At 73.1% G+C, this 25,135-nt stretch carries 25 protein-coding genes; 7 read left to right on the plus strand and 18 right to left on the minus strand.

The genetic code is table 11. The features are described 5' to 3' along the window. Positions 1-7 precede the first annotated feature (7 nt). The 6 genes from QWY29_RS05175 to QWY29_RS05200 form a co-directional block, all read right to left on the minus strand. A complete protein-coding gene (locus QWY29_RS05175) occupies positions 8-496 on the minus strand; it encodes a (2Fe-2S)-binding protein (protein WP_300959626.1) in 489 nt (162 codons plus the stop codon). A 10-nt stretch (positions 497-506) separates the two neighbouring features. Next, the gene (locus QWY29_RS05180; protein ID WP_300959627.1) at positions 507-2,852 is read right to left on the minus strand and encodes a molybdopterin cofactor-binding domain-containing protein; all 2,346 of its coding nucleotides are present in this window, start codon (positions 2,850-2,852) and stop codon (positions 507-509) included. Positions 2,853-3,060: 208 nt separating this feature from the next. Further along, a complete protein-coding gene (locus tag QWY29_RS05185) occupies positions 3,061-4,290 on the minus strand; it encodes a PucR family transcriptional regulator (protein WP_300959628.1) in 1,230 nt (409 codons plus the stop codon). After that, positions 4,287-5,648, minus strand: coding sequence for a dipeptidase (locus QWY29_RS05190; protein ID WP_300959629.1), 1,362 nt, complete (start codon positions 5,646-5,648; stop codon positions 4,287-4,289). Before QWY29_RS05190 ends, QWY29_RS05185 begins: the two co-directional genes overlap by 4 nt. Before the next feature lie 15 nt (positions 5,649-5,663). Further along, positions 5,664-6,011 carry a sterol carrier family protein gene (locus QWY29_RS05195; RefSeq protein WP_300959630.1) on the minus strand — a complete coding sequence of 116 codons (348 nt, stop codon included), beginning with the start codon at positions 6,009-6,011 and terminating at the stop codon, positions 5,664-5,666. Continuing rightward, positions 6,011-6,634: a winged helix-turn-helix domain-containing protein gene (locus QWY29_RS05200; protein WP_300959631.1), complete on the minus strand. Its 624-nt coding sequence runs from the start codon at positions 6,632-6,634 to the stop codon at positions 6,011-6,013. Before QWY29_RS05200 ends, QWY29_RS05195 begins: the two co-directional genes overlap by 1 nt. Positions 6,635-6,702: 68 nt before the next feature. Here QWY29_RS05200 and QWY29_RS05205 point away from each other — a divergent pair, with 68 nt between their 5' ends. Then, positions 6,703-8,019 (plus strand): MFS transporter, encoded by a 1,317-nt coding sequence (locus QWY29_RS05205; RefSeq protein ID WP_300959632.1) that lies wholly within the window; start codon positions 6,703-6,705, stop codon positions 8,017-8,019. Between the two features lie 49 nt (positions 8,020-8,068). Beyond that, positions 8,069-8,905 (plus strand): DNA-formamidopyrimidine glycosylase family protein, encoded by an 837-nt coding sequence (locus QWY29_RS05210; protein ID WP_300959633.1) that lies wholly within the window; start codon positions 8,069-8,071, stop codon positions 8,903-8,905. On the opposite strand, the gene QWY29_RS05215 is transcribed toward QWY29_RS05210, so the two are convergent. After that, a complete protein-coding gene (locus QWY29_RS05215) occupies positions 8,906-9,328 on the minus strand; it encodes an SDR family NAD(P)-dependent oxidoreductase (RefSeq protein ID WP_300959634.1) in 423 nt (140 codons plus the stop codon). 448 nt (positions 9,329-9,776) lie between these two features. Between QWY29_RS05215 and QWY29_RS05220 the strand changes: the two genes are divergently transcribed. Then, complete coding sequence (locus tag QWY29_RS05220) at positions 9,777-10,931, plus strand: DUF222 domain-containing protein (protein WP_300959635.1); 1,155 nt, start codon at positions 9,777-9,779, stop codon at positions 10,929-10,931. 643 nt (positions 10,932-11,574) lie between these two features. Continuing rightward, positions 11,575-13,200, plus strand: coding sequence for a M20/M25/M40 family metallo-hydrolase (locus QWY29_RS05225; RefSeq protein ID WP_300959636.1), 1,626 nt, complete (start codon positions 11,575-11,577; stop codon positions 13,198-13,200). A gap of 25 nt (positions 13,201-13,225) precedes the next feature. On the opposite strand, the gene QWY29_RS05230 is transcribed toward QWY29_RS05225, so the two are convergent. From QWY29_RS05230 to purL, 3 genes are all read right to left on the minus strand, one after another. Next, on the minus strand, positions 13,226-13,990 hold the full coding sequence (locus tag QWY29_RS05230; RefSeq protein WP_300959637.1) for an alpha/beta hydrolase family protein: 765 nt from the start codon (positions 13,988-13,990) through the stop codon (positions 13,226-13,228). A 122-nt stretch (positions 13,991-14,112) separates the two neighbouring features. Then, positions 14,113-14,538 carry an alternative ribosome rescue aminoacyl-tRNA hydrolase ArfB gene (arfB, locus tag QWY29_RS05235; RefSeq protein ID WP_300959638.1) on the minus strand — a complete coding sequence of 142 codons (426 nt, stop codon included), beginning with the start codon at positions 14,536-14,538 and terminating at the stop codon, positions 14,113-14,115. Continuing rightward, entirely contained in the window at positions 14,531-16,819 is a 2,289-nt protein-coding gene (gene purL, locus QWY29_RS05240; protein ID WP_300959639.1) for a phosphoribosylformylglycinamidine synthase subunit PurL, read from the minus strand. The genes arfB and purL overlap by 8 nt, the downstream gene beginning before the upstream one ends. A gap of 161 nt (positions 16,820-16,980) precedes the next feature. On the opposite strand from purL, the gene QWY29_RS05245 reads away from it, so the two are divergent. Next, complete coding sequence (locus QWY29_RS05245; protein ID WP_300959640.1) at positions 16,981-18,384, plus strand: glycoside hydrolase domain-containing protein; 1,404 nt, start codon at positions 16,981-16,983, stop codon at positions 18,382-18,384. Between the two features lie 186 nt (positions 18,385-18,570). On the opposite strand, the gene QWY29_RS05250 is transcribed toward QWY29_RS05245, so the two are convergent. The 3 genes from QWY29_RS05250 to purS are packed head-to-tail and all read right to left on the minus strand — an operon-like array spanning position 18,571 to position 19,945. After that, the gene (locus tag QWY29_RS05250) at positions 18,571-19,026 is read right to left on the minus strand and encodes a DUF3817 domain-containing protein (protein WP_300959641.1); all 456 of its coding nucleotides are present in this window, start codon (positions 19,024-19,026) and stop codon (positions 18,571-18,573) included. Continuing rightward, positions 19,023-19,697: a phosphoribosylformylglycinamidine synthase subunit PurQ gene (purQ, locus tag QWY29_RS05255; protein ID WP_300959642.1), complete on the minus strand. Its 675-nt coding sequence runs from the start codon at positions 19,695-19,697 to the stop codon at positions 19,023-19,025. Before purQ ends, QWY29_RS05250 begins: the two co-directional genes overlap by 4 nt. Continuing rightward, the gene (gene purS / locus QWY29_RS05260) at positions 19,694-19,945 is read right to left on the minus strand and encodes a phosphoribosylformylglycinamidine synthase subunit PurS (RefSeq protein ID WP_300959643.1); all 252 of its coding nucleotides are present in this window, start codon (positions 19,943-19,945) and stop codon (positions 19,694-19,696) included. Before purS ends, purQ begins: the two co-directional genes overlap by 4 nt. Before the next feature lie 36 nt (positions 19,946-19,981). Between purS and QWY29_RS05265 the strand changes: the two genes are divergently transcribed. Then, on the plus strand, positions 19,982-20,503 hold the full coding sequence (locus QWY29_RS05265; RefSeq protein ID WP_300959644.1) for a YflT domain-containing protein: 522 nt from the start codon (positions 19,982-19,984) through the stop codon (positions 20,501-20,503). Positions 20,504-20,644: 141 nt separating this feature from the next. Here the strand turns inward: QWY29_RS05265 and QWY29_RS05270 are convergent, their stop codons facing one another. The 4 genes from QWY29_RS05270 to QWY29_RS05285 all read right to left on the minus strand — a co-directional run bounded on the left by QWY29_RS05270 (position 20,645) and on the right by QWY29_RS05285 (position 23,811). After that, positions 20,645-20,794, minus strand: coding sequence for a hypothetical protein (locus QWY29_RS05270; protein ID WP_300959645.1), 150 nt, complete (start codon positions 20,792-20,794; stop codon positions 20,645-20,647). A gap of 67 nt (positions 20,795-20,861) precedes the next feature. Then, positions 20,862-22,427 (minus strand): long-chain-fatty-acid--CoA ligase, encoded by a 1,566-nt coding sequence (locus QWY29_RS05275; protein WP_300959646.1) that lies wholly within the window; start codon positions 22,425-22,427, stop codon positions 20,862-20,864. Between the two features lie 45 nt (positions 22,428-22,472). Beyond that, positions 22,473-22,904 (minus strand): SRPBCC family protein, encoded by a 432-nt coding sequence (locus tag QWY29_RS05280; RefSeq protein ID WP_300959647.1) that lies wholly within the window; start codon positions 22,902-22,904, stop codon positions 22,473-22,475. A gap of 7 nt (positions 22,905-22,911) precedes the next feature. After that, a complete protein-coding gene (locus QWY29_RS05285) occupies positions 22,912-23,811 on the minus strand; it encodes a phosphoribosylaminoimidazolesuccinocarboxamide synthase (protein WP_300959648.1) in 900 nt (299 codons plus the stop codon). A 33-nt stretch (positions 23,812-23,844) separates the two neighbouring features. On the opposite strand from QWY29_RS05285, the gene QWY29_RS05290 reads away from it, so the two are divergent. Next, positions 23,845-24,459, plus strand: a complete 615-nt coding sequence (locus QWY29_RS05290; protein WP_300959649.1) for a hypothetical protein — start codon at positions 23,845-23,847, stop codon at positions 24,457-24,459. Between the two features lie 68 nt (positions 24,460-24,527). Here the strand turns inward: QWY29_RS05290 and QWY29_RS05295 are convergent, their stop codons facing one another. Then, positions 24,528-25,124, minus strand: coding sequence for an antibiotic biosynthesis monooxygenase (locus QWY29_RS05295; RefSeq protein WP_300959650.1), 597 nt, complete (start codon positions 25,122-25,124; stop codon positions 24,528-24,530). Positions 25,125-25,135: the final 11 nt, after the last annotated feature.

Genomic DNA, 25,135 nt, shown 5'->3' on the forward strand with positions numbered 1-25,135 from the left:
CCGAGGCTCAGCGCATCGCGCGGGCGCCCTTCTCGATGGCCTCGCGGATCCGCACGTAGGTGCCGCAGCGGCAGACGTTGCGGATGCGGTCCAGGTCGGCCTCGGTGATGTCGCGGCCCTCGCGGCGCACCTTCTTCACCAGCGCGACCGCGGCCATGATCTGGCCGGGCTGGCAGTAGCCGCACTGGGCGACGTCGAGCTCGAGCCAGGCCTCCTGCATCGGGTGGAGGTCGTCGCCCTTCGCGCCGACGGTCGCGGGCAGGCCCTCGATGGTGGTGACCTTGTCGGTCCTCTTCAGGTCACCGACCTTGACCGAGCAGGGGTTGAAGGCCTTGCCGTTGATGTGGCTGGTGCACGCCTTGCAGACGTTGATGCCGCAGCCGTACTTCGGGCCGGTGACGCCGAGGAGGTCGCGCAGGACCCAGAGCACGCGGACGTCGTCCTTGACGTCGACGGTGACGGGCTTGCCATTGAGGATGAAGGTCTGCTTGGGCACGGCAGGGCTCCTAGTACGTCTTCTTCAGGCCGTTGGTCGGCGAGGCGGGCATGGAGGGGACGAACGACTTGGGCTTGAAGCGCACCTGGCCGTGGTTGATCGGGAACCGGGTCGGCAGCGTGCCGGTGGCGCGGGCGTAGGCGCAGGCCACCGCGGCGGCCGAGGAGCCGACCGAGGCCTCGCCGATGCCGCCGGGGGTGTCGGAGTCGGACTCGAGGATGTGGACCTCGACGCCCTCGGGCGGGACGTTCCACTGGCGCGTGTAGAAGTAGTTGTCCCAGCTGCCCTCGAGGAAGCGGCCGTCGCGCAGGTGGCTGCTCGCGCTCAGCGTCATCGCCAGGCCGTCCATGAAGCCGCCCTGCATCTGGGCCTCGACACCGCGGGGGTTGATGACCAGGCCGCAGTCGACGGCGATGACCGCCTTGGTGACGCGGGGGCCGGTGTAGGTCTCCTTGCCGAGGTCGCGCTGCACCGTCTCCGGCCGGCAGTCGATCTCGACCAGCACGGCGGTCGCGCCCTTGTACTCCTTGTGCAGCGCGACGCCCTGGGCCATGCCCTTCGGCATCGCGCGGCCCCAGCTCCCCTCCTTCTTCACCTTCTCCAGCACCGCGCGGACCCGCTTGTTCTTCACGTGGTCCAGGCGGAACTGCATCGGGTCCTTGCCGGCCTTCTTCGCCATCAGGTCGATGGTCAGCTCGGCGGCCACGCAGGTGTCCGGGGAGTAGATGTTGCGCATCGACCCGGTCGAGAACTTGTCCTCGAACTCCAGCGGCTCGTTGAGCAGCTGGGTCACCACGCCGAAGTTGTAGGGCAGCTCCTGGGTGAGGGTGAAGATCGTCTCCGCGAACCCGAGGCCGCCCAGGCCGGTCGGCAGCTCGTCGGCCAGCGAGGTGATCATCTCGCCGAGCCCGTGGCTGAAGTCGGTGGTGACGCTGGTGTGGCGCTGCTCGAAGCTGAGCACCTGGCCGGCGAGCATCGTGGCGCGCACCCGGGAGGTCGCCATCGGGTGCAGGCGGCCCTGGCGCGGCTCGTCGACGCGGTGCCACATCAGCTTGACCGGCACGCCCATCGCCTTCGAGACCTTGGCGGCCTCGATCGCGTGGTCGCCGAAGAGCTTGTGGCCGAACGAGCCGCCGCCGGTGACGACGTTGACCTTGACCTGGTCCGGGCGCAGGCCGGTCGCCGCGGCGATGTTGCCCTGCGCGACGATCGGCGCCTTCAGGCCGGCCCACACCTCGGCGCGGTCCTTGCGGACGTCGGCGATGGCGGCGTACGGCTCGAGCGCGGCGCTGGAGCGGAACATGAACTCGAAGCGGGTGTCGACCTGCTGGGCCAGCACCGGCACCTGCGGCACGACCATCGGCAGCTCCTGGGCCTTGAGCTTGGCCAGGATCGTCTGGTCGGACTCGCCGCTGACGGTGCCGCGGTTCCAGTCGACCTCGAGGGCGCGGACCGCGTCGATGCACTGCCCGAAGGTCTTGGCCCGGACCGCGACGCCGGTGTCCACCATCGCGACGTGGGTGACGCCGGGCAGCCTCAGCACCTGCGTCTTGTTGCGGATGCGCTTCGGCGAGCCCTGGTGCTCCGGCGGGCGGCAGACCATCGTCGGCAGCGCGCCGGGCACGTCGAGGTCGGTGGTGAACTTCTTCCGGCCGGTCACCGCGTCGCGGGCGTCGGTGCGGTTGCGGGGCTTGCCGATGACCTGGTGCTCGGCCTTGGACTTCAGCAGCACCTCGACGGCCTCGACGACCTGGCTGGCCGCGGACGTGGCGAGGTCGCCGTACGCCACGGTGTTGCCGAGCGCGTCGCTGACGATGCCGCCGGTCGTGGTCAGCCGGTCGACGGTCGTGCCGAGCTGGATGGCGGCCGCGTCGAGCAGCTTGCGGCGCGCGACCGCGGCGGCGACGCGGATCGGGGTGTAGGTCGAGAACGTCGTGTTGGAGCCGCCGGTGAGCTGGTTGAAGAGCAGCTCGGGGCGGGCCGGCGCGAGGGTCACCTTGACCTTCTCCACCGGGAGGTCGAGCTCCTCGGCGAGGATCATCGCGGTCGAGGTGACGATGCCCTGGCCGACCTCCATGCGCGGCAGCGCGAACGACGCGGTGCCGTCGGTGTTGATGGTGACCGTGATCAGGTTCGCCGTCGGCAGCGCCGCGTCGGTCTGGAGGTCCTCGAGGTCGTAGACCTCCGGCACCTGCGGCAGCGACGGGATCGCGCTCGCGGCGGTGCGGCTCAGCCCGAGGTCGGCGGCGACCACCAGCGTGGTCCCTGCCATCACCCAGCCGAGGAACCCCCGCCGGCCGAGACCGGCCTCCGGTACCTCACGGTTCGCCTGCGGGTCGTGCTCCAGCGCGGTCATCCGTCACCTCCGAGATCGGCCCGGCGCCACGTCCCCGATTGACAGGTGGCCCCGAACTGTCCAACCGTCCCATGGTGACGGTCGGCACACCATGCCTTCGTCGCCCACGATCGGACGGATGGGTCTGTGCAGGATGCACAGGCAGGGTCGTGCGCTCCCGGGGTTCTCCTGGGGTCCGCCGGGGTCCACCGGGCGGTCAGTCGGGCGGTCAGTCGGGCAGGCCGGCGCGGTGGGCGCGGAGCGCGAGGGCGAGCTCGACCGGGGGCACGGCGTCGACGAGGTCGCGGCCGAGGAGGGTGCTGACGCGGCGGAGCCGGTTGAGCACGGTGTTGCGGTGGCAGTGCACGCGGGCGGCGGTGGTGGTGGCCGAGCCGCCGGCGGCGACCCAGGCCTCGAGCGTGCCGAGCAGCGCGTCGGACTCGGCGGCCGGCAGCGCGAGGAGCGGGCCGAGCCACACCGCGACCAGCCGGCCCGCGACCTCGGGGGCGGTGAGCAGCAGGGCCTCGGGCAGGCGGTCGTCGAACGAGGCGACGCCGGCCGCCCGGCCACCGGCCTCTGCTCCGGCATCGCCACCGGCACCACCGGCACCTCCGGTCCCGAGCGTGCGGAGCGCCACCGACGCCTGCCGGAAGCCGGTGCCGACCGCGGCGAGGCCGGTCACCACGGTCGACGCGCCGACCGGGCCGCCCGTGGACCCGAGCGCCGCGACGACGCGCCCGGGGCCGCCCGTCGGACCACCGCCGACCAGCACCAGCCCGACGACGCCACCCGTGCGGCGTACCCAGGAGGAGCGGAGCGGCGCGACCAGCGACTGGAGCCGGTCGGGGTCGACGCCGGTGGCGGTGACCACGACCAGCCCGCCGTCGACGGGCAGGTCCAGGATGCGCGCGGCCTCCTGGGCGAAGCGGGGGTCCTCGGCGCGGCCGCTGAGCAGGCCCTCCCACAGCTCGGCGCGCAGCTGCTCGTCGGCGCGGACGGCGGCGCGCTCGGAGGCGTGGTACGCCGCGGCCACCTGCGCCGAGGTCTGGTCGACGACCTCCCACAGCCGGGTGCCGACCTCGCGCACCTCGCCGCCGGGCAGCTCCTCGCCGACCTGGTCGACGAGGTCCTCCCAGATCAGCCGACCGCCGAGCCGGAACGAGCGCAGCACGTCGTCGAGCGGCAGGCCCTGCTCGGAGCGGCGGCGGCCGGTGGCCCGCGCGGCGTCGTACGCCGGGTCGTCGGCCGGGTCGCGGGCGTCGTCGTCGCCGACCACGAGCAGCTCCAGCACCCGGTCGACGTTGTCGTGGCAGGAGCGCCACAGGTCGGCCGGGGGCACGACGCCCCACGTGCGGTAGCCGGGGTTGGTCGCCTCGATCGTGGCGACCAGCCGGTCGGTGAGCGGCTCGACCCGCGCCTGCCGGTGCTCGGCGAGGACGGCGCGGGTCTCGGGGCTCACCCCCGCACGGTGCCCAGGCGGTCGAGGAGCAACGTCTCGGCGAGCACGACCCGCTCGAATTCCGCGAGGTGCAGGCCCTCGTTGGCGCCGTGCGCGCGGGTGTCGGGGTCCTCGACGCCGGTGACGAGCACGCTCGCCCGCGGGAACGCCTCGAGGAACTCCGCGATGAACGGAATCGACCCGCCGACGCCCATGTCGACCGGCGCGGTGCCGTCCCAGGCCTCGGTGAACGCCTCGCGCGCGGCGTCGTACGCCGGACCGGTCGCGTCGATCTGGGTGGCCTCGCCGGTGTCGACGACGGTCATGGTGAGCTCCGCGCCCCACGGCACGTGCGCCTCGAGGTGCTCGCGGAGGCGCTCGACGGCGTTGGCGCTGGTGTCGCCCGGCGCGATGCGCAGGCTGATCTTGGCGCGGGCGGCCGGGACGAGCGTGTTGCTGGCGCCCTCGACCTTCGGGGCGTCCAGGCCGGTGATCGACAGCGCCGGCTTGGTCCACAGCCGCTCGACGGTCGACCCGCTGCCGATCCAGTGGACGCCGGGCAGGGCACCGGACTCGGCGCGCAGCCGCTCCTCGGGGTACTCCACGTCGGCCGCCGGACCGCTGTGCAGCCCCGCGATCGCGACGTTGCCCTCGTCGTCGTGGAGGCTGGCGATGACCCGGGAGAGCGCGATGAGCGAGTCGGGGACGAGGCCGCCCCACATGCCGGAGTGGACGGCGTGGGTGAGCGTGCGGACCTCGACGTCGGCGCGGACCAGGCCGCGCAGGCTCGTGGTCAGGGCCGGCTCGCCGATGTCCCAGTTGCCGGAGTCGGCGATGACGATGACGTCGGAGCGCAGCCGCTCCTGGTGCTCGCGCAGCAGCGCCGGCAACGACTCGGAGCCGACCTCCTCCTCACCCTCGATGAACATCGTGACGCTCACCGGCAGGTCGTCGCCGAAGACCCGCAGCGCCCCGAGGTGCGCGGCGATGCCGGCCTTGTCGTCGGCCGCGCCGCGGGCGTAGAGGCGCCCGTCGCGCTCGGTCGGCTCGAACGGCGGGGAGTCCCAGTCGGCGTGGTCGTTCTCCGGCTGGACGTCGTGGTGGGCGTAGAGCAGCACCGTCGGCGCGCCCTCCGGGCCCGGCTTGTGCGCGATCACGGCCGGCGCGCCGCCGTCGGCGCTGACGATGTCGACGGTCGCGAATCCCTCGGCGCGGAACAGCTCGGCCACCGCCTCGGCGCTGCGCTGCACCTCCGCCGCGCGGGCGGGGTCGGCGCTCACGGACTCGATGCGGACGAGGTCCTCGAGGTCTCGGCGGAGCCGGGGCAGGACGTCGGTGACCTTGGCGCGCAGCTCGTCGGTGGTGGGGCGGTTCGTCATGCCGTCCACGCTAGGTCAGCCCACCGACCGGTGCAGCGGCAGGTACGGCGAGAGGTCGGCCCGCTCCCCGCTCGCGCGGACCCGGCCGGCCTGCTCGGCCTCGTGCCAGGTCAGCTCGCCGGTCGCGAGCGCCACCCACGTCGCAGCGTCCATCTCCACTACCGCCGGCGGGGTGCCGCGGGTGTGGCGGACGCCGGGCACGACCTGCACGGCGGCGTACGGCGGGACGCGGACCTCGACCGAGTGGCCCGGCACCCGCGCCTCCAGCACGGCCATGAAGTGCTTGGTCAGCAGGCGCAGGTCACCGCTCGCGAAGGCCTCGGCGACCTGCTCGGGCTCGGCGATGCGCAGACGGGCCGGCATCAGTCGTCTCCCTCGTCGTCGTGCTCGTTGTTGTTGTCGTCGTCGGCCCCGTCCGCGGGTCGGCCGTCAGGCATCGGCTGGATCAGCTGGTAGACCGAGTAGGTCCGCCGGCCGTCGTCGGCCACCCCGGACGCGCCCGGGCCCTGGGTGCGGCGCCGCCACTGCTCGACCACGTCGTTGATCTCGAGCATCAGCTCGAAGGACTCCTCGACCGTCAGCCGCACGGCGTGCTCGGAGACGCTCTTGGCGCGGTCACCTCCGGGGGCGAGCGCGCGGTCGACGAGGTGGTGGCCCCAGGCGACGGCGCTGCGCTGGAAGACGGCGTACGCCGCCCTCCCGCCCGGCCGGTCGAGCATCTCGCCGGTGCGGAAGCTGATGCCCTCCTCGTCGGCGAGCCGCCAGACCCGGTCGCGCCGGTCGCGGGCCTCGTCGGGCGCCTCCTCGACGAGGCCGTACTTCGCGAGCTGGCGCAGGTGGAAGCTGGCCTGGTTGGCCGGGACGTCCAGCAGCCGCGCGATGTCGGCCGCGCGGAGCGAGCCGGCGGCGGAGAGCTCGGACAGGATCCGGTTGCGGGTCGGGTGGGCGACCGCGCGAAGGATCCGCGGGTCGTCGTACGTCGCCATGCCCTCATCCTACGACCAACCCGCACGCACTATTGCGCAACAGTTATTGCGCACCTTATGTTGCGGACATGCCGTCGTACCGCTCGCTCGCCCGCAACCACGACTTCCGCGCGCTCTGGATTGGGCAGACCGTCTCGGAGGTCGGCAGCCGGATGTCGATGTTCGTCTTCCCACTGCTCGCCTACCTGCTGACCGGGTCGGCGCTGGTCGCGGCCGCCGCCGAGGCGCTCCACCTGCTCGGGCTGGCCGGCGCGCTGCTGCCCGCCGGGGTGCTCGCGGACCGGGTGGACCGGCGCCGGATCATGCGCACGGCCAGCGGGGCGGGGGTGCTGCTCTACGCCTCGCTCGCCGTGGCCGGGCTGCTCGGGTCGCTGACGGTCCCGCACCTGCTCGTGGTCGCGCTGCTCACCGGGGTCGGGGCCGGGATGTTCATGCCGGCCGAGATCGCCGCCCTCCCCCTGGTCGTCACCCGGGAGGAGCTGCCGACCGCGCTCAGCCAGAACCAGGCGCGCCTGCACGTCGCCGCGCTGGTCAGCGCCCCGCTGGGCGGCCTGCTGCTCGGGGTGGCCCGGTGGCTGCCGTTCGCGGTGGACGCGGTCACGTTCGCGGTCTCGTGGGTGCTGCTCGGGCGGCTGCGCACCGACCTCTCCCCCGCGCCGCGGGCGGGCCGGGCGGACCGGGCCGACGGCGGGCGGCCGGGGGCCGGGCGGCGGCCGCTGGCGGAGATGGCCGAGGGCGCACGGTTCGTGTGGTCGCGGCCGTTCTTCCGGGTGCTGATGGTCTGGGGCGCGCTGACGAACCTGGCCGTCAACGCGCTGTTCTTCGTCGCCGTCCTCCGGCTGGTCGCCGACGGCACCGACGCGGTGCACATCGGCCTGGTCGAGGCGGCCGCCGGGCTCGCGGGGATCACCGGGGCGGTGCTCGCGCCGTGGCTGGTCGAACGGTTCGCGACCGGGAGCCTGACCGTCGTGGTCGCCTGGTCGTTCGTGCCGCTCGTCGTGCCGATGGCGCTGTGGAACGAGCCGCTCGTCGTCGCCCTCGCCCTCGGCGCCGGCATGCTGGTCAACCCGGCCGGCAACGCGGGCATCGCGTCCTACCGGATCGCCGTCACCCCGCCCGAGCTCGTCGGCCGGGTCCAGTCGACCTCGCAGTTCGTCTCGATGTCGGCGATGCCGCTCTCGCCGCTGCTCGCGGGGCTGCTGCTGGAGGCGTGGGGCGGCGCCGCGGCGATCCTCGCGCTCGGCGCGCTCACCGCCCTCGTCGCGTGCCTGCCGACCTTCTCCCGGTCGGTGCGGGCCGTGCCGCGCCCGGCGGACTGGGAGCGGTACGTCGCGCCCGAGGTCCCCGCTCCCGTCGCTGCGCCTGCTGCGTCCGCGGTCGCCTGAGGGCGTCCGGCTGGGCGTCGGGGGTGGGCGGGCGGGGTACACAGGGCGTGTGCCGGAGGGGGACAGCGTCTACAAGCTCGCGCGGCGGCTGGACCGGCCGCTGCGGGGGCGGACCGTCGTGCGCAGCGACCTGCGCCTGCCCCGGCTGGCCACGCGGGACCTGTCGGGGCGGGTCGTGCTGGAGCACGCGACGCACGGCAAGCACCTGCTCACCCGGTTCAGCGGAGGGGCCACCCTGCACACCCACCTGCTGATGGACGGCTCCTGGTCGGTCACCGGACCCGGCAAGCAGCTGCCCCGCCGGCTCATGCCGGACGTGCGGATCGTGCTGGCCACCGACGCCGGCCACACGGCGTACGGCATCAAGCTGCACGAGGTCGAGCTCGTCGAGACCGCGCGCGAGCACGAGCTGGTCGGCCACCTCGGACCGGACCCGCTGCGGGAGGACTGGGACGCCGAGGAGGCCGTACGTCGCCTGCGCGCCGAGCCCGACGTCCCGCTCGTGTCGGCGCTGCTCGACCAGCGCAAGGTGGCGGGGTGGGGGAACCTGTGGGCCAACGAGCTCGCGTACCTCGTCGGCCGCAGCCCCTGGACCCCGATCGGTGACGTCGACGTCGAGCGGCTGGTCGCGCTCGGGGCGAGGGCACTGCGGCACTCCGCGACGGTCGAGGGGGCCTACCAGGTGACGACCGGCATCGGCCGCAAGGGCGAGTCGCACTGGGTCACCGGGCGGGCGGGACGGACGTGCCTGCGCTGCGGCACCGAGGTGCAGGTCGTGGCCGAGCTGCCGAACGACCCCGCCCACCGGCGCACCTGGTGGTGCCCCCACTGCCAGCCCGGGCCCGGCCCGGAGACGCGCGTGCCGACGTCGGTCGGCGGTCGGTAGCTACAGCAGCACGACGGGGTCGGGCGCCGCATCGCGCAGCAGGCCGAGCACGACCGCCGCGGTGCGCGACGCGTCGAGGTCGCGCGGGCCCGGCAGGACCACCGGGTCGTCGAGCAGCAGCCGCCCCATCGCGAGCGACGACCGCGCGCTCATCCCGGTCGTCACGAGGAGGTCCGCGCCGCCGAGGTCACGCGCCCGCCCCGCCACCAGCTCCTCGTCGTGCTCCACGGTCGCCGGGTCCGCCTGCAGCATCCAGGCCGACACCCGGCTGCGCCGGACCTGCGTCGCCGTCGCCTCCGCCGCGACGGGGTCCGGGTCGACCACCAGCACCCCGCACCCGGACCGCGCCAACCTCAGGCACACCTCGTGGCCGGCGCCGCTCCCGCCGCCCACGACCACCCCCAGCTTCCAGCGCAGCAGCACCCGCCCAGGCTAGGCCGCCCCCTGGTCGAGCAGTGAGCCCGACGAGCGTCGACGAGACCTCTGGCAGCCGACTTCGGCCTTGAGGCCGTGGGTGGTTGCGGTGGAGGCAGCTATGAGGACGAGGTACGCCGTGGCTTGCGGCTGCTTCCCGGCTCGCGGCAGGTGCTTCGCTGGTCGAGCAGCGAGCCCTGGCGAGCGTCGACGAGACCCCTGGCAGCCGACTCCGGCCTGCGGGTCGTGGGTGGTTGCGGTGGAGGCAGCTATGAAGAGATGTACGCCGCGGGTCGCGGCTGCTTCCCGGCTCGCGGTGGGTGTACCGGCTGGTTGAGGAGGGCCGCCAGGCCCGTCTCGAAACCCGCCGAAGAATTGCTCAGATTGTTGTCCAAATGGTGGTCTGACCTGGGGAAACACCCCCGTGACTGTCGGTGGTCGCTGCTTGAGTAGACCCATGGCCAAGGACTCCCGACACAGTGCGCATCCGGTGTGCCGCGCGGTCGCGAAGTCCCACAAGAAGGTCTCCGCGACAGCCGACGCGCGGCTGTGGTCGATGTCGGACACCGAGGTGTCCGAGGCGTTGCTCGAAGCCACTCGCCTCCGTGCACGCGTCGAGGCCCTCGAGCTGCGCCTGGCTGCTGAGGCGGACCGGCGTGCGGTGGGCGACAAGGTCGGCGCGACCGACACGGCGTCCTGGTGGTCCCACGAGACCCGCCAGGACCGACCCGCGGCCAAGCGGCGGATGCGGCTGGCCGGGTCCTTGGACCGCCACGCCCCTACGTCCGCTGCGCTGGCGGAGGGCGCGATCAGCGTCGACCACGCCAGGGTCATCGCCGAGTGCGTCGACAAGCTGCCGGACGACCTCGAGGACCCGACCATCCCGGAGCGAGCCGAGAAGCATCTCTTGAACGAGGCGCTCGACGTCACGCCGAAGGCGCTGGCGATCCTGGCCAAGCACGTCCTCACTGTCGTCGCCCCCGAGATCGGTGAGGAACGCGACGCCCGCGCGCTGGAGCGTGAGGAACGAGAGGCCCGCGCCAGCGCCTGGCTGACCATGGCGCAGGACGGCAAGGGCTCGGTGCGCGGGAAGTTTTCCATCCCGACCCTGCACGGCGAGATGCTCAAGAAGATGCTGCTCGCTCTCGCGGCACCGAAGCACCAGGCCGCGACCAGGGGCGATGAGGCGACGGAAGCGCTCGAGCGCCGGCCGTCTCCGGAACGGATGGGTGACGCGTTCTGCGAGCTTCTCGAGCGCCTGCCCGCCGACAAGCTCCCCCAGCTCTGCGGCCTCAACGCCAGCATCGTCGTCCTCATCGACTACACCGACCTCACGAGTGGCATCGGTCGCGCCACCCTCGAGTCCGGCGAACCGATCTCCGCCTCCCTCGCCCGGCGGATGGCCTGCGAGGCCGGTCTCCTCCCGCCGTCCTCGGCAGGAAGTCAGAGCTCCTCGACCTCGGCCGCACCGCCCGCATCTTCTCCGGCGCCCAGCGCCGCGGGCTCGCGATCACGCAGCAGACCTGCACCGCTGTCGGGTGCGACTGGCCGGCCCACCTCTGCCACGCCCACCATGACGACAGCTGGCTCCGGGGCGGCAGGACCGACATGAAGAACGCGCGCCTGCTCTGCCCCAGGCACCACGCCCGCATCCACGACCCGCGCTTCGAGACCACCCACCACCCTGATGGCGGCGTCTCCTTCCACATGCGGACATAGGCCATCCGCGTTCTTGATCGAACGTTCGATCAAGAACGAGAACCACGCGCACCCGCGGAGGGCGGCAACCACCCCCATCGGGACGACCGCCCCAGCGCCCTGCGCACCTCACCGGGTCTCGTCGACGCTCGCCGGGGCTCGCTCCTCGACCAACGTGGGCACGGCGCGCGCCTCCGCTGGTTGAGCAGCGAAGGCGTGCTGCGCGTGAGCGTGACGAAACCCCCGCACCCGCGCAGGGCGGCAACCACCCCCATCGGGACGACCGCCCCAGCGCCCTGCGCACCTCACCGGGTCTCGTCAACGCTCGGTTTCGAGACGGCGCTGACGCGCCTCCTCAACCCACCGGCTGGCGCTCGCTGCTCGACCAGCGGTGGTCGCGGGGCTCGCTGCTCGACCGGCGGTGGTCGCCTGGGCTCGCTCCTCGACCAGCGGGAGCCTGCGGGGACACGCAGCGTGACCCTTGTGGGGGCGAGCGGGGCGGGCCTAGGTTGACCGCCTCGCGTGCCGCCGGCGCGCCCGTCTCTCGGGAGACCCCTGTGAGCAAGAACCGCATCCCCCGCCCCGTGACCGGCACCCTCGCCGGTCTCGCCGGCGCGGCCGTCCTGGTCGCCGCCACCTTGCCCGGCACCACCGCCACCGCCGCACCCGCGCCCACAACCGCCCAGGCGCCAGCCCAGGCCGCAGCCAAGGCAACCCCCGCGAAGCAGGTGAAGGCGCTGGTCAGCTCGGTGAACGGGCCCGGTGTGCGCAAGCACCTCGTGGCGCTGGAGCGCATCGGCGACAAGCACGGCAGCCGCGCGTCGGGCACCCCCGGCTACCGGGCGTCGAAGAACTACGTGGTCGACCAGCTGCGCAAGGCGGGCTACCACCCGCAGGTGCAGTCGTTCGACTTCGCCTTCTTCCAGGTCACCGCACCGCCGGTGCTGGAGCGCACGACGCCGGACCCGACGACGTTCGTCGAGGGCACCGACTTCGACATCCTGGAGTACTCCGGATCCGGTGACGTGACGGCCACCGTCGAGGGCGTCGACCTCGCGCTGGACGACATCGAGAACTCCACGAGCGGCTGCGAGGCCGAGGACTTCGCCGGCTTCACCGCCGGCAACATCGCGCTGGTCCGCCGCGGCACCTGCGACTTCGCGGTCAAGGTCGTCAACGCCCAGGACGCTGGCGCCGCGGCCGTGATCCTGATGAACCAGGGCAACGGCGAGGACCGCAGCGGCCCCTACCTCGGCACCCTGGGCGGGCCCGTGGGCACCGTCCCCGCCGTCACGACGAGCTTCGCGGTTGGCAGCGAGCTCGACGGCGACACCGTCCGGGTCGCCACCTCCACCGAGTCCGAGACGCGCACCACCTGGAACGTCACCGCGCAGACCCAGCGCGGTCGCCAGGGCAACGTCGTGATGGCCGGTGCTCACCTCGACAGCGTCGTCGAGGGCAACGGCATCAACGACAACGGTTCCGGCAGCGCCGCACTGCTCCACGTCGCCGAGAAGCTGGCGAAGAAGATCAAGGCGCCCAAGAACCAGGTCCGGTTCGCCTGGTGGGGGGCCGAGGAGTCCGGTCTGCTGGGCGCCGAGCACTACGTCGGCGAGCTCGCGGCGGAGAACCCGCGCGCCCTGCGCGACATCGCGCTCTACCTGAACTTCGACATGGTCGGCTCGCCCAACTACGCGCTGTTCGTCTACGACGGCGACAACTCCGCCTTCCCGGCCGGTGACGACGCCGCCGAGGCGCCGAAGGGCTCCGACCAGATCGAGAAGGCGTTCCGGCAGTTCTTCAGGAGCCGCGGCCTGGCCACCCGGCCCACCGCGTTCGACGGGCGCAGCGACTACGGCCCGTTCATCGCCGAGGGCATCCCGGCGGGCGGCCTGTTCACCGGCGCCGAGGGCATCAAGACCAAGTCCGAGGCGAAGCTGTTCGGCGGCGAGGCGGGCGCGGCGTACGACGGGTGCTACCACCAGGCCTGCGACGACCTGTCCAACGTCAACATGAAGGCCGTGCGGGTCAACACCAAGGCGATCGCGTCCCTGGTCGGCACCTACGCGTTCAGCACGAAGACCGTCAACGGCCGGGCGACCGGTCACGACAAGCGCAACGCCACCACCCCGCTGGCCCACGACCACGGCCACCGCGGCGCGACGGTGACCGCCACCCGCTGAGACGACGTCCCGACGGGCTGGGCGCTCAGCCCAGCCCGTCGAGGATGCCGACGACCTCCGCCCAGGCCGGACCGGCGGGGTCGATGACGACGAAGTGGTCGCCCTCGACGGCCACCAGCTCGGCGCGCGCGCCGGCCGCGGTCGCGGCGGCGACGTACTCCTCGGACTGGTTGATCGGGACGATGTCGTCGTCACGGCCGTGGACGCACCACAGCGGCACGTCGAGGGGCAGCTGCTGCTGCGGGTCGTACGCCGCGTCGACGGCGTCCGGGTCGGCCTCGATGCCGAGCAGGTCGGGCGCCGCGGTCTGGCCGACCTCCTCGCGGATCGCGCGGCGCAGGTCGAGCACACCGGCCTGCGAGACCACGCCGGTCAGCGCGACCCCGCCGGCCCACCGCTCGTCGCGCGTGCGGGACGCCGCCCAGGCCGCGAGGTGACCGCCGGCCGAGTGGCCGACCGCGACCACCGTCGAGAGGTCCAGGTCGGTCCCGCGCAGGGCGTCGATCGCGGCGGCGACGTCGTCGAAGGTCTCCGGCGCCCCGCCGCCACCGCCCGGGCCAGAGCCGACGCGGCGGTACTCGATGTTCCACGCCGCCCACCCGCGCCCGGCGAGGTCGACGGCGAGCGGGGTGCCGAGGGAGAGGTCGTACTGCGCTCGCCAGAAGCCGCCGTGGATGACGACGACGACCCCGCGAGCGGCGCCAGCACCGCCCTCGGGCAGGTGCAGCTCGCCGAACCGGGACGGCCCCTCGCCGTACTCGATGCGCTGCTGCGTCGGTGCTCCGGTCACGCTCTGGCTCCTCGTGGTGGTCGACGGCTCGTCACCGCTGCAGGCGGCCAACGACCCGATACCCAGACCACCGGCACCCAGGCCGGCACCCAGGCCGAGCAGCAGCCCGCGCCGGCCGGCCCTCACTCGAAGCGCCCCTGCCGGCCGCGCTTGGTCTCCCCGCGACGCTTCTTCGCCGCGAGCCGCCGCTCCTTGGAGCCGCGGGTGGGTCGGGTCGGCCGCCGCGTGGGCGGTGGTGGGGCGCAGGCGTCTCGGAGCACGGAGGCCATTCGTTCCCGAGCGGCCCGGCGGTTGGCCAGCTGCGTGCGGTGCTCGCTGGCGGCGATGGTCAGCACCCCGTCGACGAGCCGCCCGGCGAGCCGGTCGAGCACCCGGTCGCGGACCCGCTCGGGCACCGACGGCGAGCCGGCGACGTCGTAGGACAGCTCCACCCGCGAGTCGGCGGTGTTGACGCCCTGCCCACCGGGGCCGGAGGACCGGGAGAACCGTTCGGACAGCTCGGCGTCGGGGACGGTCCACGTCCCCGTGACGACGAGGTCCTCAGGCAAGAGCCGCCGGCAGTGTGGCCATCCACGCCGACCGCAGCTCGAGCAGCGGGACCTCGAAGCCGGCGCCGGGGGCGTCGACGACGAGGGCGTCGCCGCCGGTGGTCCCCAGCTCGGTGAGGGGTACGCCGTGGCGCGCGGCGAGGTCGCGCAGGCGGTCGGCGTCGCCGGCCGGCACGGTGACGACCGCGCGGGCGGCCGACTCCGCGAACAGCCCGACGAACGCGTCGCCCGGGAGGGTCACGGTCACGCCGACCATGTGGCGCATCGCGGCCTCGGCGAGCGTCTGGGCGAGCCCGCCGTCGGCGCAGTCGTGCGCGCTGGTGAGCAGGCCGACGCCCTCGTGGAGCAGCCGCGCGAGCGCCCTCTCGGCGGCCAGGTCGACCTGCGGCGGGGTGCCGCCGAGGTGGCCGTGGACGACGTGGGCCCACTCGGAGCCGGAGAGCTCCTCGCGGGTCTCGCCGAGCAGGAAGACGGTCTCGCCGGACTGCGACCAGGCCGACGGGGTCCGCTGCGTGACGTCGTCGATGACGCCCAGCACCGCGACGACCGGGGTCGGCAGGATGGCGGTCTCGCCGGTCTGGTTGTAGAGGCTGACGTTGCCGCCGGTGACCGGGATGCCGAGCTCGACGCACCCGTCCTTGAGGCCGCGGCAGGCCTCGGCGAACTGCCACATGACGGCCGGGTCCTCGGGCGAGCCGAAGTTGAGGCAGTCGGAGATCGCGAGCGGGACGGCACCGCCGGTCGCCACGTTGCGGTAGGACTCCGCGAGGGCGAGCTGCGCGCCGGCGTACGGGTCGAGCTTGGCGAAGCGGCCGTTGCAGTCGGTGGAGACCGCGACGCCGAGGTTGGTCTCCTCGTCGACGCGGACCATGCCGCTGTCGGAGGGCTGGGCCAGGACGGTGTTGCCGCGGACGTAGCGGTCGTACTGGTCGGTGATCCACGACTTGTCGCAGAGGTTGGGGCTGGCGACCATCCGCAGCAGGGTGGCGCGCAGCTCCTCGGCGGTCGCGGGGCGCAGGAGGTCCTCGGCGCGGTCGGCCTGGAGCGCGTCCTGCCACGAGGGGCGGGCGAGGGGCCGGGAGTAGGTCGGTCCCTCGTGGGCGACCGAGCGCGGCGGGACGTCGACGATGGTCTGCCCGTGCCAGTCGACCACCAGCCGGCCGCCCCGCGACGTGTCGCTGTCGGACACAGCGGTGACCTCGCCGATGACCGCGGCCTCGACCTCCCACTTCGCGCAGATCGCGAGGAACGCCTCGACGTCGCCGGGCTCGACGACCGCCATCATCCGCTCCTGCGACTCGCTCATGAGGATCTCCTCGGGCGAGAGCGTGGAGTCGCGCAGCGGCACCAGGTCGAGGTCGACGTGCATGCCGCCGTCGCCGGCGCTCGCCAGCTCGGAGGTGGCGCAGGAGAGGCCCGCGCCGCCGAGGTCCTGGATGCCGGCGACGAGGCCCGCGGCGAAGATCTCGAGCGTGCACTCGATGAGCAGCTTCTCCATGAACGGGTCGCCGACCTGCACGGCCGGCCGCTTGGCGGGGCCGCTGGTGCCGTCCTCGGCCGCGTCGAAGGTCTCGCTCGCGAGCACCGAGACGCCGCCGATGCCGTCGCCGCCGGTGCGGGCGCCGTAGAGCACGACCTTGTTGCCGACGCCGCTGGCCTTGGCCAGGTGGAGGTCCTCGTGGCGCAGCACGCCGACGCACAGCGCGTTGACGAGCGGGTTGCCGAGGTAGGTCTCGTCGAAGACGGCCTCGCCGCCGATGTTGGGCAGGCCCAGGCAGTTGCCGTAGCCACCGACGCCGGCCACGATCCCGGGCAGCACGCGGTGGGTGTCGTCGGCGTCGAGCGGGCCGAAGCGCAGCGGGTCCATGACCGCGACCGGGCGCGCGCCCATCGCGAGGATGTCGCGGACGATGCCGCCGACGCCGGTCGCGGCGCCCTGGTAGGGCTCGACGTACGACGGGTGGTTGTGGCTCTCGACCTTGAAGGTCACCGCGTAGCCCTGGCCGATGTCGATGACGCCGGCGTTCTCGCCGATGCCCGCGAGGGTCTTGCCGAGCGGGGTCTCCTGCGGCAGCTCGGAGAACTGCTTGAGGTGCACCTTGGAGGACTTGTAGGAGCAGTGCTCGCTCCACATGACCGAGTACATCGCCAGCTCCGAGCTGGTGGGGCGGCGCCCGAGGATCTCGCGGATCCGTTCGTACTCGTCGGCCTTGAGCCCGAGGTCGGCCCAGGGCTGGTCGCGGGCGGGGTCCTCGGCAGCAGCAGCCACGGTGTCCAGCACGGCGGCCAATCTACCGGCGCCCGACCGGGCCGCCGACCACCCGTCCGCGCCGCCGGGGCTCGCGCCGAACTACAGGCCTGTAGTTCAGCCGAAGCCCTGTGACGGGTGTGACTGCTGTGGTTATCGTGAGTCGCCTTCCCCCAGCCCTGGAGTGACACCCGATGCGCCGCCGTACCCCTGCCGTCCTGTCCGCCCTGCTCGCCGGAGCCCTCCTGCTCGGCCCGCAGGCCGTCGGCGCCGACGATCCCGCGTCCTCCGCGCCCGGGACCGCCGTCGCCGCGTCCGCGCCGCTCGCGAAGAAGAGCACCAACCCCGTGACGCCCGGGGACTTCACCGGCTACGGCTTCGACCAGTGCCTGACCCCCGAGCAGTGGAAGATGAACCGCTGGCTCAAGCACTCGCCGTTCCTCGCCGTCGGCATCTACATCTCCGGCGACTCCCGCGCCTGCCGCAACCAGCCCAACCTCACCCCCGCCTGGGTGACCAAGCAGCTGACCAAGGGCTGGCGGCTGCTGCCGATCACCCTCGGCCCGCAGGCGTCGTGCCAGCCGCGGTTCCCGCGCTACGACGACGACGTGAAGATCAACCCCAAGCCCGGCGGCAACGGCCGCTACTTCCAGGCCCGCCAGCAGGGCTTCGCCGAGGCCCAGAAGGCGGTCGCCGCGGCCACCGCGCTCGGCATCGCGCAGGGCAGCACGCTCTTCTACGACCTCGAGGGCTACGACAACAGCAACACCCACTGCCGCGAGTCCGCGCTGGCCTTCGTCGGCGCGTGGACCGAGAAGCTGCACGAGCTCGGCTGGGTCTCCGGCGTCTACTCCAGCGCCGGCTCCGGCATCAAGGCGCTCGACGACGCCCGGGTCAACCGCCCCGGCACCTACACGCTGCCCGACACGATCTGGATCGCGCGCTGGGACGGCGTCGCCAACACCTCCACCTCCTACATCCGCGACGACGGCTGGCGCCCCGGCGGCCGCGTCAAGCAGTACCGCGGCGGCCACGACGAGACGTGGGGCGGCGTCACGATCAACATCGACAGCAACTTCCTCGACGTCGGCCGCGGCTCGGTCGCCGCCCGCGAGGTCGCGCTGTGCGGCGGGGTCCGGGTCAACTGGCCCGTCTACGCCGCCCTGCGACCCGCCACCGGCAAGCAGAAGCCCTCCGACCCGCGCCAGGTGAAGTCGCTGCAGTGCCTGCTCAAGGACAAGGGGCGGTACGCCGGCGCCGTCAACGGCAAGCTCAACGCCAAGCTCCTCGCCGGCATCCGCGCGTGGCAGACCGCCCACGGCTTCCCCGTGCGCGACCGCTGGACCAAGGCCAACTGGATGTCGCTGCACGCCGCCGGCCGCTCCCCGGTGCTCAAGCGCGGCTCGGCCGGCGACGACGTGCGCCGCGTGCAGCGCGCCCTCAACGCCGCCAGCCCGCAGGCCAAGGTCGTCGTCACCGGTGTCTTCGACGCCCGCACCGACACCGCCCTGCGCACCTGGCAGAAGAAGGTCGACCTGACCGTCTCCGGCGTCGTCAACCCCGAGTCCTGGGCGGCCTTGCGCAACGGCATCCGCTGAGCGCCCGCTGGTTGAGGAAGGCGCGCTGGCGCCTGTCTCGAAACCCGGTGACCGTGCGCAAGGCCCTGCGTCTCTCACCAGGTTTCGACACGTCGGCGCTGGCGCGCCTCCGGCTCAACCAGCGGGAGGGGTTTCGACACGTCGGCGCTGGCGCGCCTCCGGCTCAACCAGCGGGGCGGGGACGCGTCAACCCACCGGAGGGCCGGCGAGCATCGCGATGCCGAAGAGCGCGACGACGGCGACCAGGGCGGCGACGAGCCCCTGGGCGGGGTTGCGGACGAGCCAGCCGACCGGCCGCTCGAGGCCGGAGCGGGCCGCGGCGTCCGAGCGCAGGCGCCAGGAGTCCGCGAGCAGACCGTGCCGGCCGGCGTACCGCTCGAACCAGAGGGTGAGGAACGGCGGCACCGAGGCGGCCAGGCCCCCGACGAGGCGGCCGGCGGACCAGCGCTGGTCGACGGCGACGACGACGGTGGTCACGCAGTAGGCGATGAAGACCGCGCCGTGGATGGGGCCGAAGACCTGGACGCCGAGCTCGGTGGTGTCGGTGACGTACTTGAGGAACATGCCCGCCAGCAGCCCCGCCCAGGTGATGGCCTCGGCGGTGGCGACGATGCGGAAGAGCCGGTTCGGGGACGCGATCACGCGAACACCTCGGCGGCGAGCGTGGCCAGGGCGAAGAAGCCGAGGCCGTCGGTGCCGGTGCCGCAGAGCTCCTCGACGGAGTGCTCGGGGTGCGGCATCAGGCCGACGACGTTGCCGCGCTCGTTGGAGACGCCGGCGATGTCGCGCAGCGAGCCGTTGGGGTTCTCGCCGAGGTAGCGGGCGACGACCTGCCCCTCCCCCTCGAGCCGGTCGAGCGTCTCGGTGTCGGCGACGAACGAGCCCTCGCCGTTCTTCAGCGCGATCACGACCTCCTGCCCCTCGGCGTACGCCGCGGTCCAGGGGGTGTCGGTGCGCTCGATGCGCAGGCGCTGGTCGAGGCAGAGGAACTTCTGGCGCTGGTTGCGCACCAGCGCGCCGGGCAGCAGGTGGGACTCGCAGAGGATCTGGAAGCCGTTGCAGATGCCGAGCACCGGCATGCCGCGGCCGGCCGCCTCGACGACCTCGGTCATGACCGGGGAGAAGCGGGAGATCGCGCCGCAGCGCAGGTAGTCGCCGTAGGAGAAGCCACCCGGCAGCACGACCGCGTCCACGCCCTGCAGGTTGTGGTCGCCGTGCCACAGCGCGACGGCCTCGTGGCCGCCGAGCCGGACCGCGCGCTGCGCGTCGACGTCGTCGAGCGAGCCCGGGAAGGTGACGACGCCGACCTTCATGCGTCCTGCTCCACCCGCACGACGTAGTTCTCGATGACGGGGTTGGACAGCAGCGTCCCGGCCATCTTCTCGACCTGGGCGACCACCTCGTCGGTGACCTCGCCCTCGACCTCGAGCTCGAACCGCTTGCCCTGGCGCACGTCGCTCACCCCGCTGAAGCCGAGGCGGGGCAGCGCTCCGAGGACCGCCTTGCCCTGGGGGTCGAGGATCTCGGGCTTGGGCATGACGTCGACCACGACTCGAGGCATGTGTCCAGTCTAGGCGGGGCGGGCACCGGTCCGGACATGAGCATTCCCACTGGTACGCCGATGGGCGGGCCGGGCGCCGGCCGCTCCCCGCTGGGCCTGGAGTTCCCGCAGTCCCTGGCGGTGTACGACGACTACGCGGCCGCCCAGAAGGCGGTCGACTTCCTGGCCGACCGCAAGTTCCCCGTCGAGCAGTGCATGATCGTCGGCACCGACCTCAAGCGGATCGAGCGGATCACCGGCCGGCTCACCACCGGCAAGGTCGCGCTCGGCGGGCTGCTGTCCGGAGCCTGGCTCGGCCTGTTCATCGGCCTGCTGTTCAGCATCTTCACCGACGAGGGGCTGCTGGCGATCCTGCTCTCGACGGTGCTCTTCGGTGCGCTGTTCGGCCTCGTCTGGGCGCTGGCCGGCTACGCCGCCACCCGCGGCCGCCGCGACTTCTCCTCGGTCACCCAGGTCGTCGCCACCCGCTACGAGGTGCTCGTCGAGCACAAGGTCGCCGCCCAGGCCCGCGAGCTCCTCGCCGAGCTGCCCGGTGGCCGGCCGGACCCTTTCGCCTGAGGGGGCGGCGGGCTGCAGGGGTCACCGGTTAACCGGTGACCCCTGCACATATCGGGGCAGATCTCCCCCGATATGTGCAGGACTCCCCCGATATGTGGCCGGGATGTGGCGGACAGGTGGCCCGCGTGGCGGGCAGCCGGGCTAGGACCGGCTGTTCTGCACGACGACGATCACCAGCGCCACGCCGAGGCCGGCGAGGATCGGGCCGAGCACGCCCGATCCCCCGCCGAACCACCACAGGCAGCCGGCGACGATGAGGAAGCCGGCCACGATCAGCAGCAGCGCCCTCACCGCCGACCTTCCCGGATCCCGATCCCGATCCCGGTCCCGATCCCGACCCCGCTCAGGGCGGCTCGGGTCACGACAGCTCGCGCTTGAGGATCTTGCCGGTGGCCGTCATCGGCAGCGTGTCGACGACCTCGACGATGCGCGGGTACTTGTACGCCGCGAACTGCTGCTTGGACCACGCGACCAGCTCCTCGGGGGTGGTCGTGGCGCCGTCGTTGAGGATGACGAACGCCTTGATCTCCTCGCCGTGGCTCTCGTGGGGCACCCCGATGACCGCGGCCAGCGAGACGGCCTCGTGGGTCATCAGGACCTCCTCGATCTCGCGGGGGTACACGTTGAAGCCGCCGCGGATGATCATGTCCTTGGACCGGTCGACGATGTAGTACCAGCCGTCCTCGTCCTTGCGGGCCAGGTCACCGGAGCGGAACCATCCGTCCTGGATCGCCTCGTCGGTGGCCTCGGGGCGGGCGTAGTAGCCCTTCATCACCACGTGGCCCTTGATCGCGATCTCGCCGACCGCGTCGGGGCCGGGCTCGTCGATCTCGTCCCACGAGTCGGCCTGGAGCAGCTTCATCTCGACGCCCGGCACCGGCACGCCGATCGAGCCCACACGCGGCGGCTGGCCGAGCGGGGAGAACGACGCCACCGGGGAGGTCTCCGAGAGGCCGTAGCCCTCGAGGATCGTCACGCCGAAGCGCTTCTCGAAGTCCTTGTGCACCTCCACCGGCAGCGCTGAGCCGCCCGCCGCGGCGACCCGGAGGTTGGCGGCGATCGAGGAGACGTCGACGCCGTCCTCGAGCGCGCCGAGCAGGCCCCAGTACATCGTCGGGACGCCCGCGAAGAACGTCACCTTCTCCTTCAGCATCAGCTGCAGCGCCGGCCCGGCCTCGAAGCGCGGGAGCATCACGACCGTGCCGCCGTAGGCGAACGCACCGTTCTGGATGACGGTCTGGCCGAAGGAGTGGAAGAGCGGCAGCGTGCACAGGTAGGTGTCCGGCTTCGAGGCGTCCGCGCCGAAGAGCGGCTCGCCGAGCAGCGCGTTGTCACGCATGTTGCGGTGCCGCAGCTCGGCGCCCTTGGGCTGCCCGGTCGTGCCGGAGGTGTAGAGGATGACCGCGGTGTCGTCCTCGTCGGTCTCCACCGAGGTGAACTCACCGGGCTGGCCGCCCATCGCCTGCGCCATCGTCTCGGTGCCCTCGATCGGGCTGTCCGCGCCGAGGTCGGCGGTGATCACGAAGAAGTGCTCGCAGCCCTCGACCTCACCGAACCCGGCGTACCCCTCCTGCGCCATCGGCAGCTCGGGGGTGCCCTGGAAGCAGAAGTAGGCCTTCGCGTCGCTGTCGCGCAGGTGGTAGGCCACCTCGCGGCCCTTGAGCAGCACGTTGAGCGGGACGACCGTCGCGCCGGCCTTGAGGATGCCGTAGTAGACGACCGAGAAGTACGGCAGGTTCGGGCAGCTCAGCGCCACCTTGTCGCCGGGCTCGATCCCGCGGGAGACCAGCAGGTTGGCGACCATGTTGGCGAACGAGTCGACCGCGGCGTACGTCAGGCGGGTGTCACCGAGGACCACCGCGTCGCGGTCGGGGTACTGCTGGGCGCTGTTCTCGAGCAGGGACGAGAGGTTGTACGACGACACAGGTGGCCTCCATCACGACGATCGGGAGGCCAACCTACCCAGCCGTCACGAGCCCGTCCGGTGCCGCTCCCCCAGGAGCCGGGCCGCCCGGCGCAGGTCGGAGCGGACCGCGGCGGGCGAGACCAGCGCGAGCGCGCGGGCCAGCGGGCCGAGCGGGCCTCGACCGCGCAGGTCCATCACGACGCCGACGACGCAGCCGCCACCGGGCGCGGGGGCGAGCTCGAGGGTGAGGTCGGCCTCGAAGCCGCGCCAGGTGCCGGTCTCCGACCAGCGCTGCGGCCGGACCAGCTCGGTGGTCCGCATCCGCGGCCGCAGGCCCGGCAGTGTCACGTCGGTCCAGGTCTGGCCGACGCCCATCTCACCGACGACGTCCTCGACGCGGGCCAGGCTCGACTGCCACTCCGCGCGGTTCGCCGGGTCCGCGAGGTAGTCGCAGACGACCTCCGGCGGCACCGGGAAGTGGACCGAGCCGCTCATGCGCCCGTCACCAGCGCTCGCCGGTGAGCCGCTCGTACGCCTCGACGTACCGCGCCCGGGTGCGCTCGACGACCTCCGGCGGCAGCGGCGGCGGCGCCTCGCCCGAGGCGCGGTCCCAGCCGGACTCCGGCGAGGTCAGCCAGTTGCGGACGACCTGCTTGTCGTACGACGGCTGGGTGCGGCCGGGCTGCCACTCCGCGAGCGGCCAGAAGCGGGACGAGTCCGGCGTCAGCACCTCGTCGCCGAGGGCGGTCGTGCCGTCCGCGCGGTCGCCGAACTCCAGCTTGGTGTCGGCCAGGATGATCCCCTGCTCCCGCGCGATCGACTCGGCGCGGGCGTAGACCTCGAGCGTCAGGTCGCGCAGGCGTGCCGCGCCGCCGGGGCCGACGACCGCGGCGACGGCGTCGAGGTCCACGTTCTCGTCGTGGTCGCCGAAGTCGGCCTTCGTGGCCGGGGTGAAGATCGGCTCCGGCAGGCGGGAGCCGTCCTCGAGCCCCGCGGGCAGCGGGTTGCCGCAGACCTCGCCGGTCGCGCGGTAGTCGCTGAGTCCGGAGCCGGTCAGGTAGCCGCGGGCCACGCACTCGACCGGGAACATCGACAGCTTCTCGCAGACCACCGCCCGGCCGCGGACCGCCGCCGGCACGTCGGTGGAGAGCACGTGATGGGGGACGATGTCCTCGAGCCGGTCGAACCACCACAGCGACATCCGGGTGAGGATCTCGCCCTTGTCGGGGATCGTGGCGTCGAGGATGAAGTCGTACGCCGAGATGCGGTCGCTGGCGACCATGAGCAGCGCGCCGGCGTACGGACCCTCGGTCAGCTCGTAGAGGTCACGCACCTTCCCCGAGTGCAGGTGCTGGGCCCCCTCGATCGGCGGGGCTGCGGGGATCGCTCCGGTCTCGGCCACCCCGTCAGGCTAGTGCGGTGGCACAGTGGGCCCATGGCTGAGTCCGCTGCTGACGTCCACGCCCGCGTCCTCCAGCACGCCGCCGACGGGCGGCTGCCCATGCCGCCCTCGGGCGAGTGGGACGTCTTCCCCTGGGAGGTCCGCGACGGCCGGGTCGCGCCGCGTGCGCTGCGCCGGCCCGCCCCCGAGCCGCCCCGGGAGGGCGAGGACCCCGCCCGGCCGTGCTCCTCGTGCGCCGGCTTCGACCCCGACCGGGTCGTCTGGGAGGACGAGCGGTGGGTGCTCACCCACCGCGGCGCCCCCTCCGGGCTCCCGCTCGTGCTCGTGCTGCACACCCGCGAGCACCTCGACGCCGGCGACCTCGACGACGACCACGCCTCCGAGCTCGGCCGGATCACCAACCGCCTCGTGCGGGTCGTCGGCAGCCTCGACAACATCGGCCGCGTCCACGTCAACCGCTGGGGCGACGGCGGCTCCCACTTCCACCTGTGGTTCCACGCCCGCACCGCCGGGCTCACCAGCGTGCTCGGGTCCTACGCCGTCGAGTGGGACGACATCCTCCCGCCCGGCCCCGAGGACGTCTGGCGCGCGGACCTCCACACCGTCGCCACCAAGCTGGCCAACTGGGGCGGCACCGCCCGCGCCTGACCCGCACCGCCACCACCCTGCGCCTCTCGCCGGGTTTCGACACGGTCGGCGCTGGGGCGCCTCCCTGCTCAACCAGCGGAGGTGGTGGAGCGGCGCCAGGGGGCGGGGCGGCCGTGGAGCCACCACTCCATCCGGCGGGTCATCCAGGGCAGGGCGGCGTAGGTCATCGCCGGGGTCATCACGAGGACCACGACGAGCACGCGCAGCGGGAGCCAGACGTCGCCGAGGACCGGGGTGGCGAGCCAGTTGACCAGGACGCTGAGCGGGTAGAAGACCAGGAAGATCACCGAGGCCTGCTTCCACCGGGGCGGGGCGGCCGGCACCGCGCGGAGGTCCTCGACGTCCTGGGCGGCCGGGTCGTCGAACCAGCCCTCGATCCCGGTCCGTCGCTCGACCCGCGACTCCACGACCCCGAGACCGGCGGCCGAGGAGCGCCACCACTGCCGCTGCGGGGAGTGCTCCCACGCCTGGAGCGCGTCACCGTCGGCGAACCGGTAGAGCATGTGCCAGGTCGCCGACCCCGCCTCCGGCCGGACCCAGCCCGCGCCGAGGAAGCCCGGGAACTGCTGGGCCAGCGTCGTGCCGGCCTGCAGCCAGCTGAGCATCTCCGCGTCGTGCCCGGGGTCGAGCGTGCGGGTGATCGAGACGGTGACGGGCTGGCTCATGGCGGCATGGT

This window comes from Nocardioides abyssi (assembly GCF_030412915.1).
Taxonomy (GTDB): domain Bacteria; phylum Actinomycetota; class Actinomycetes; order Propionibacteriales; family Nocardioidaceae; genus Nocardioides; species Nocardioides abyssi.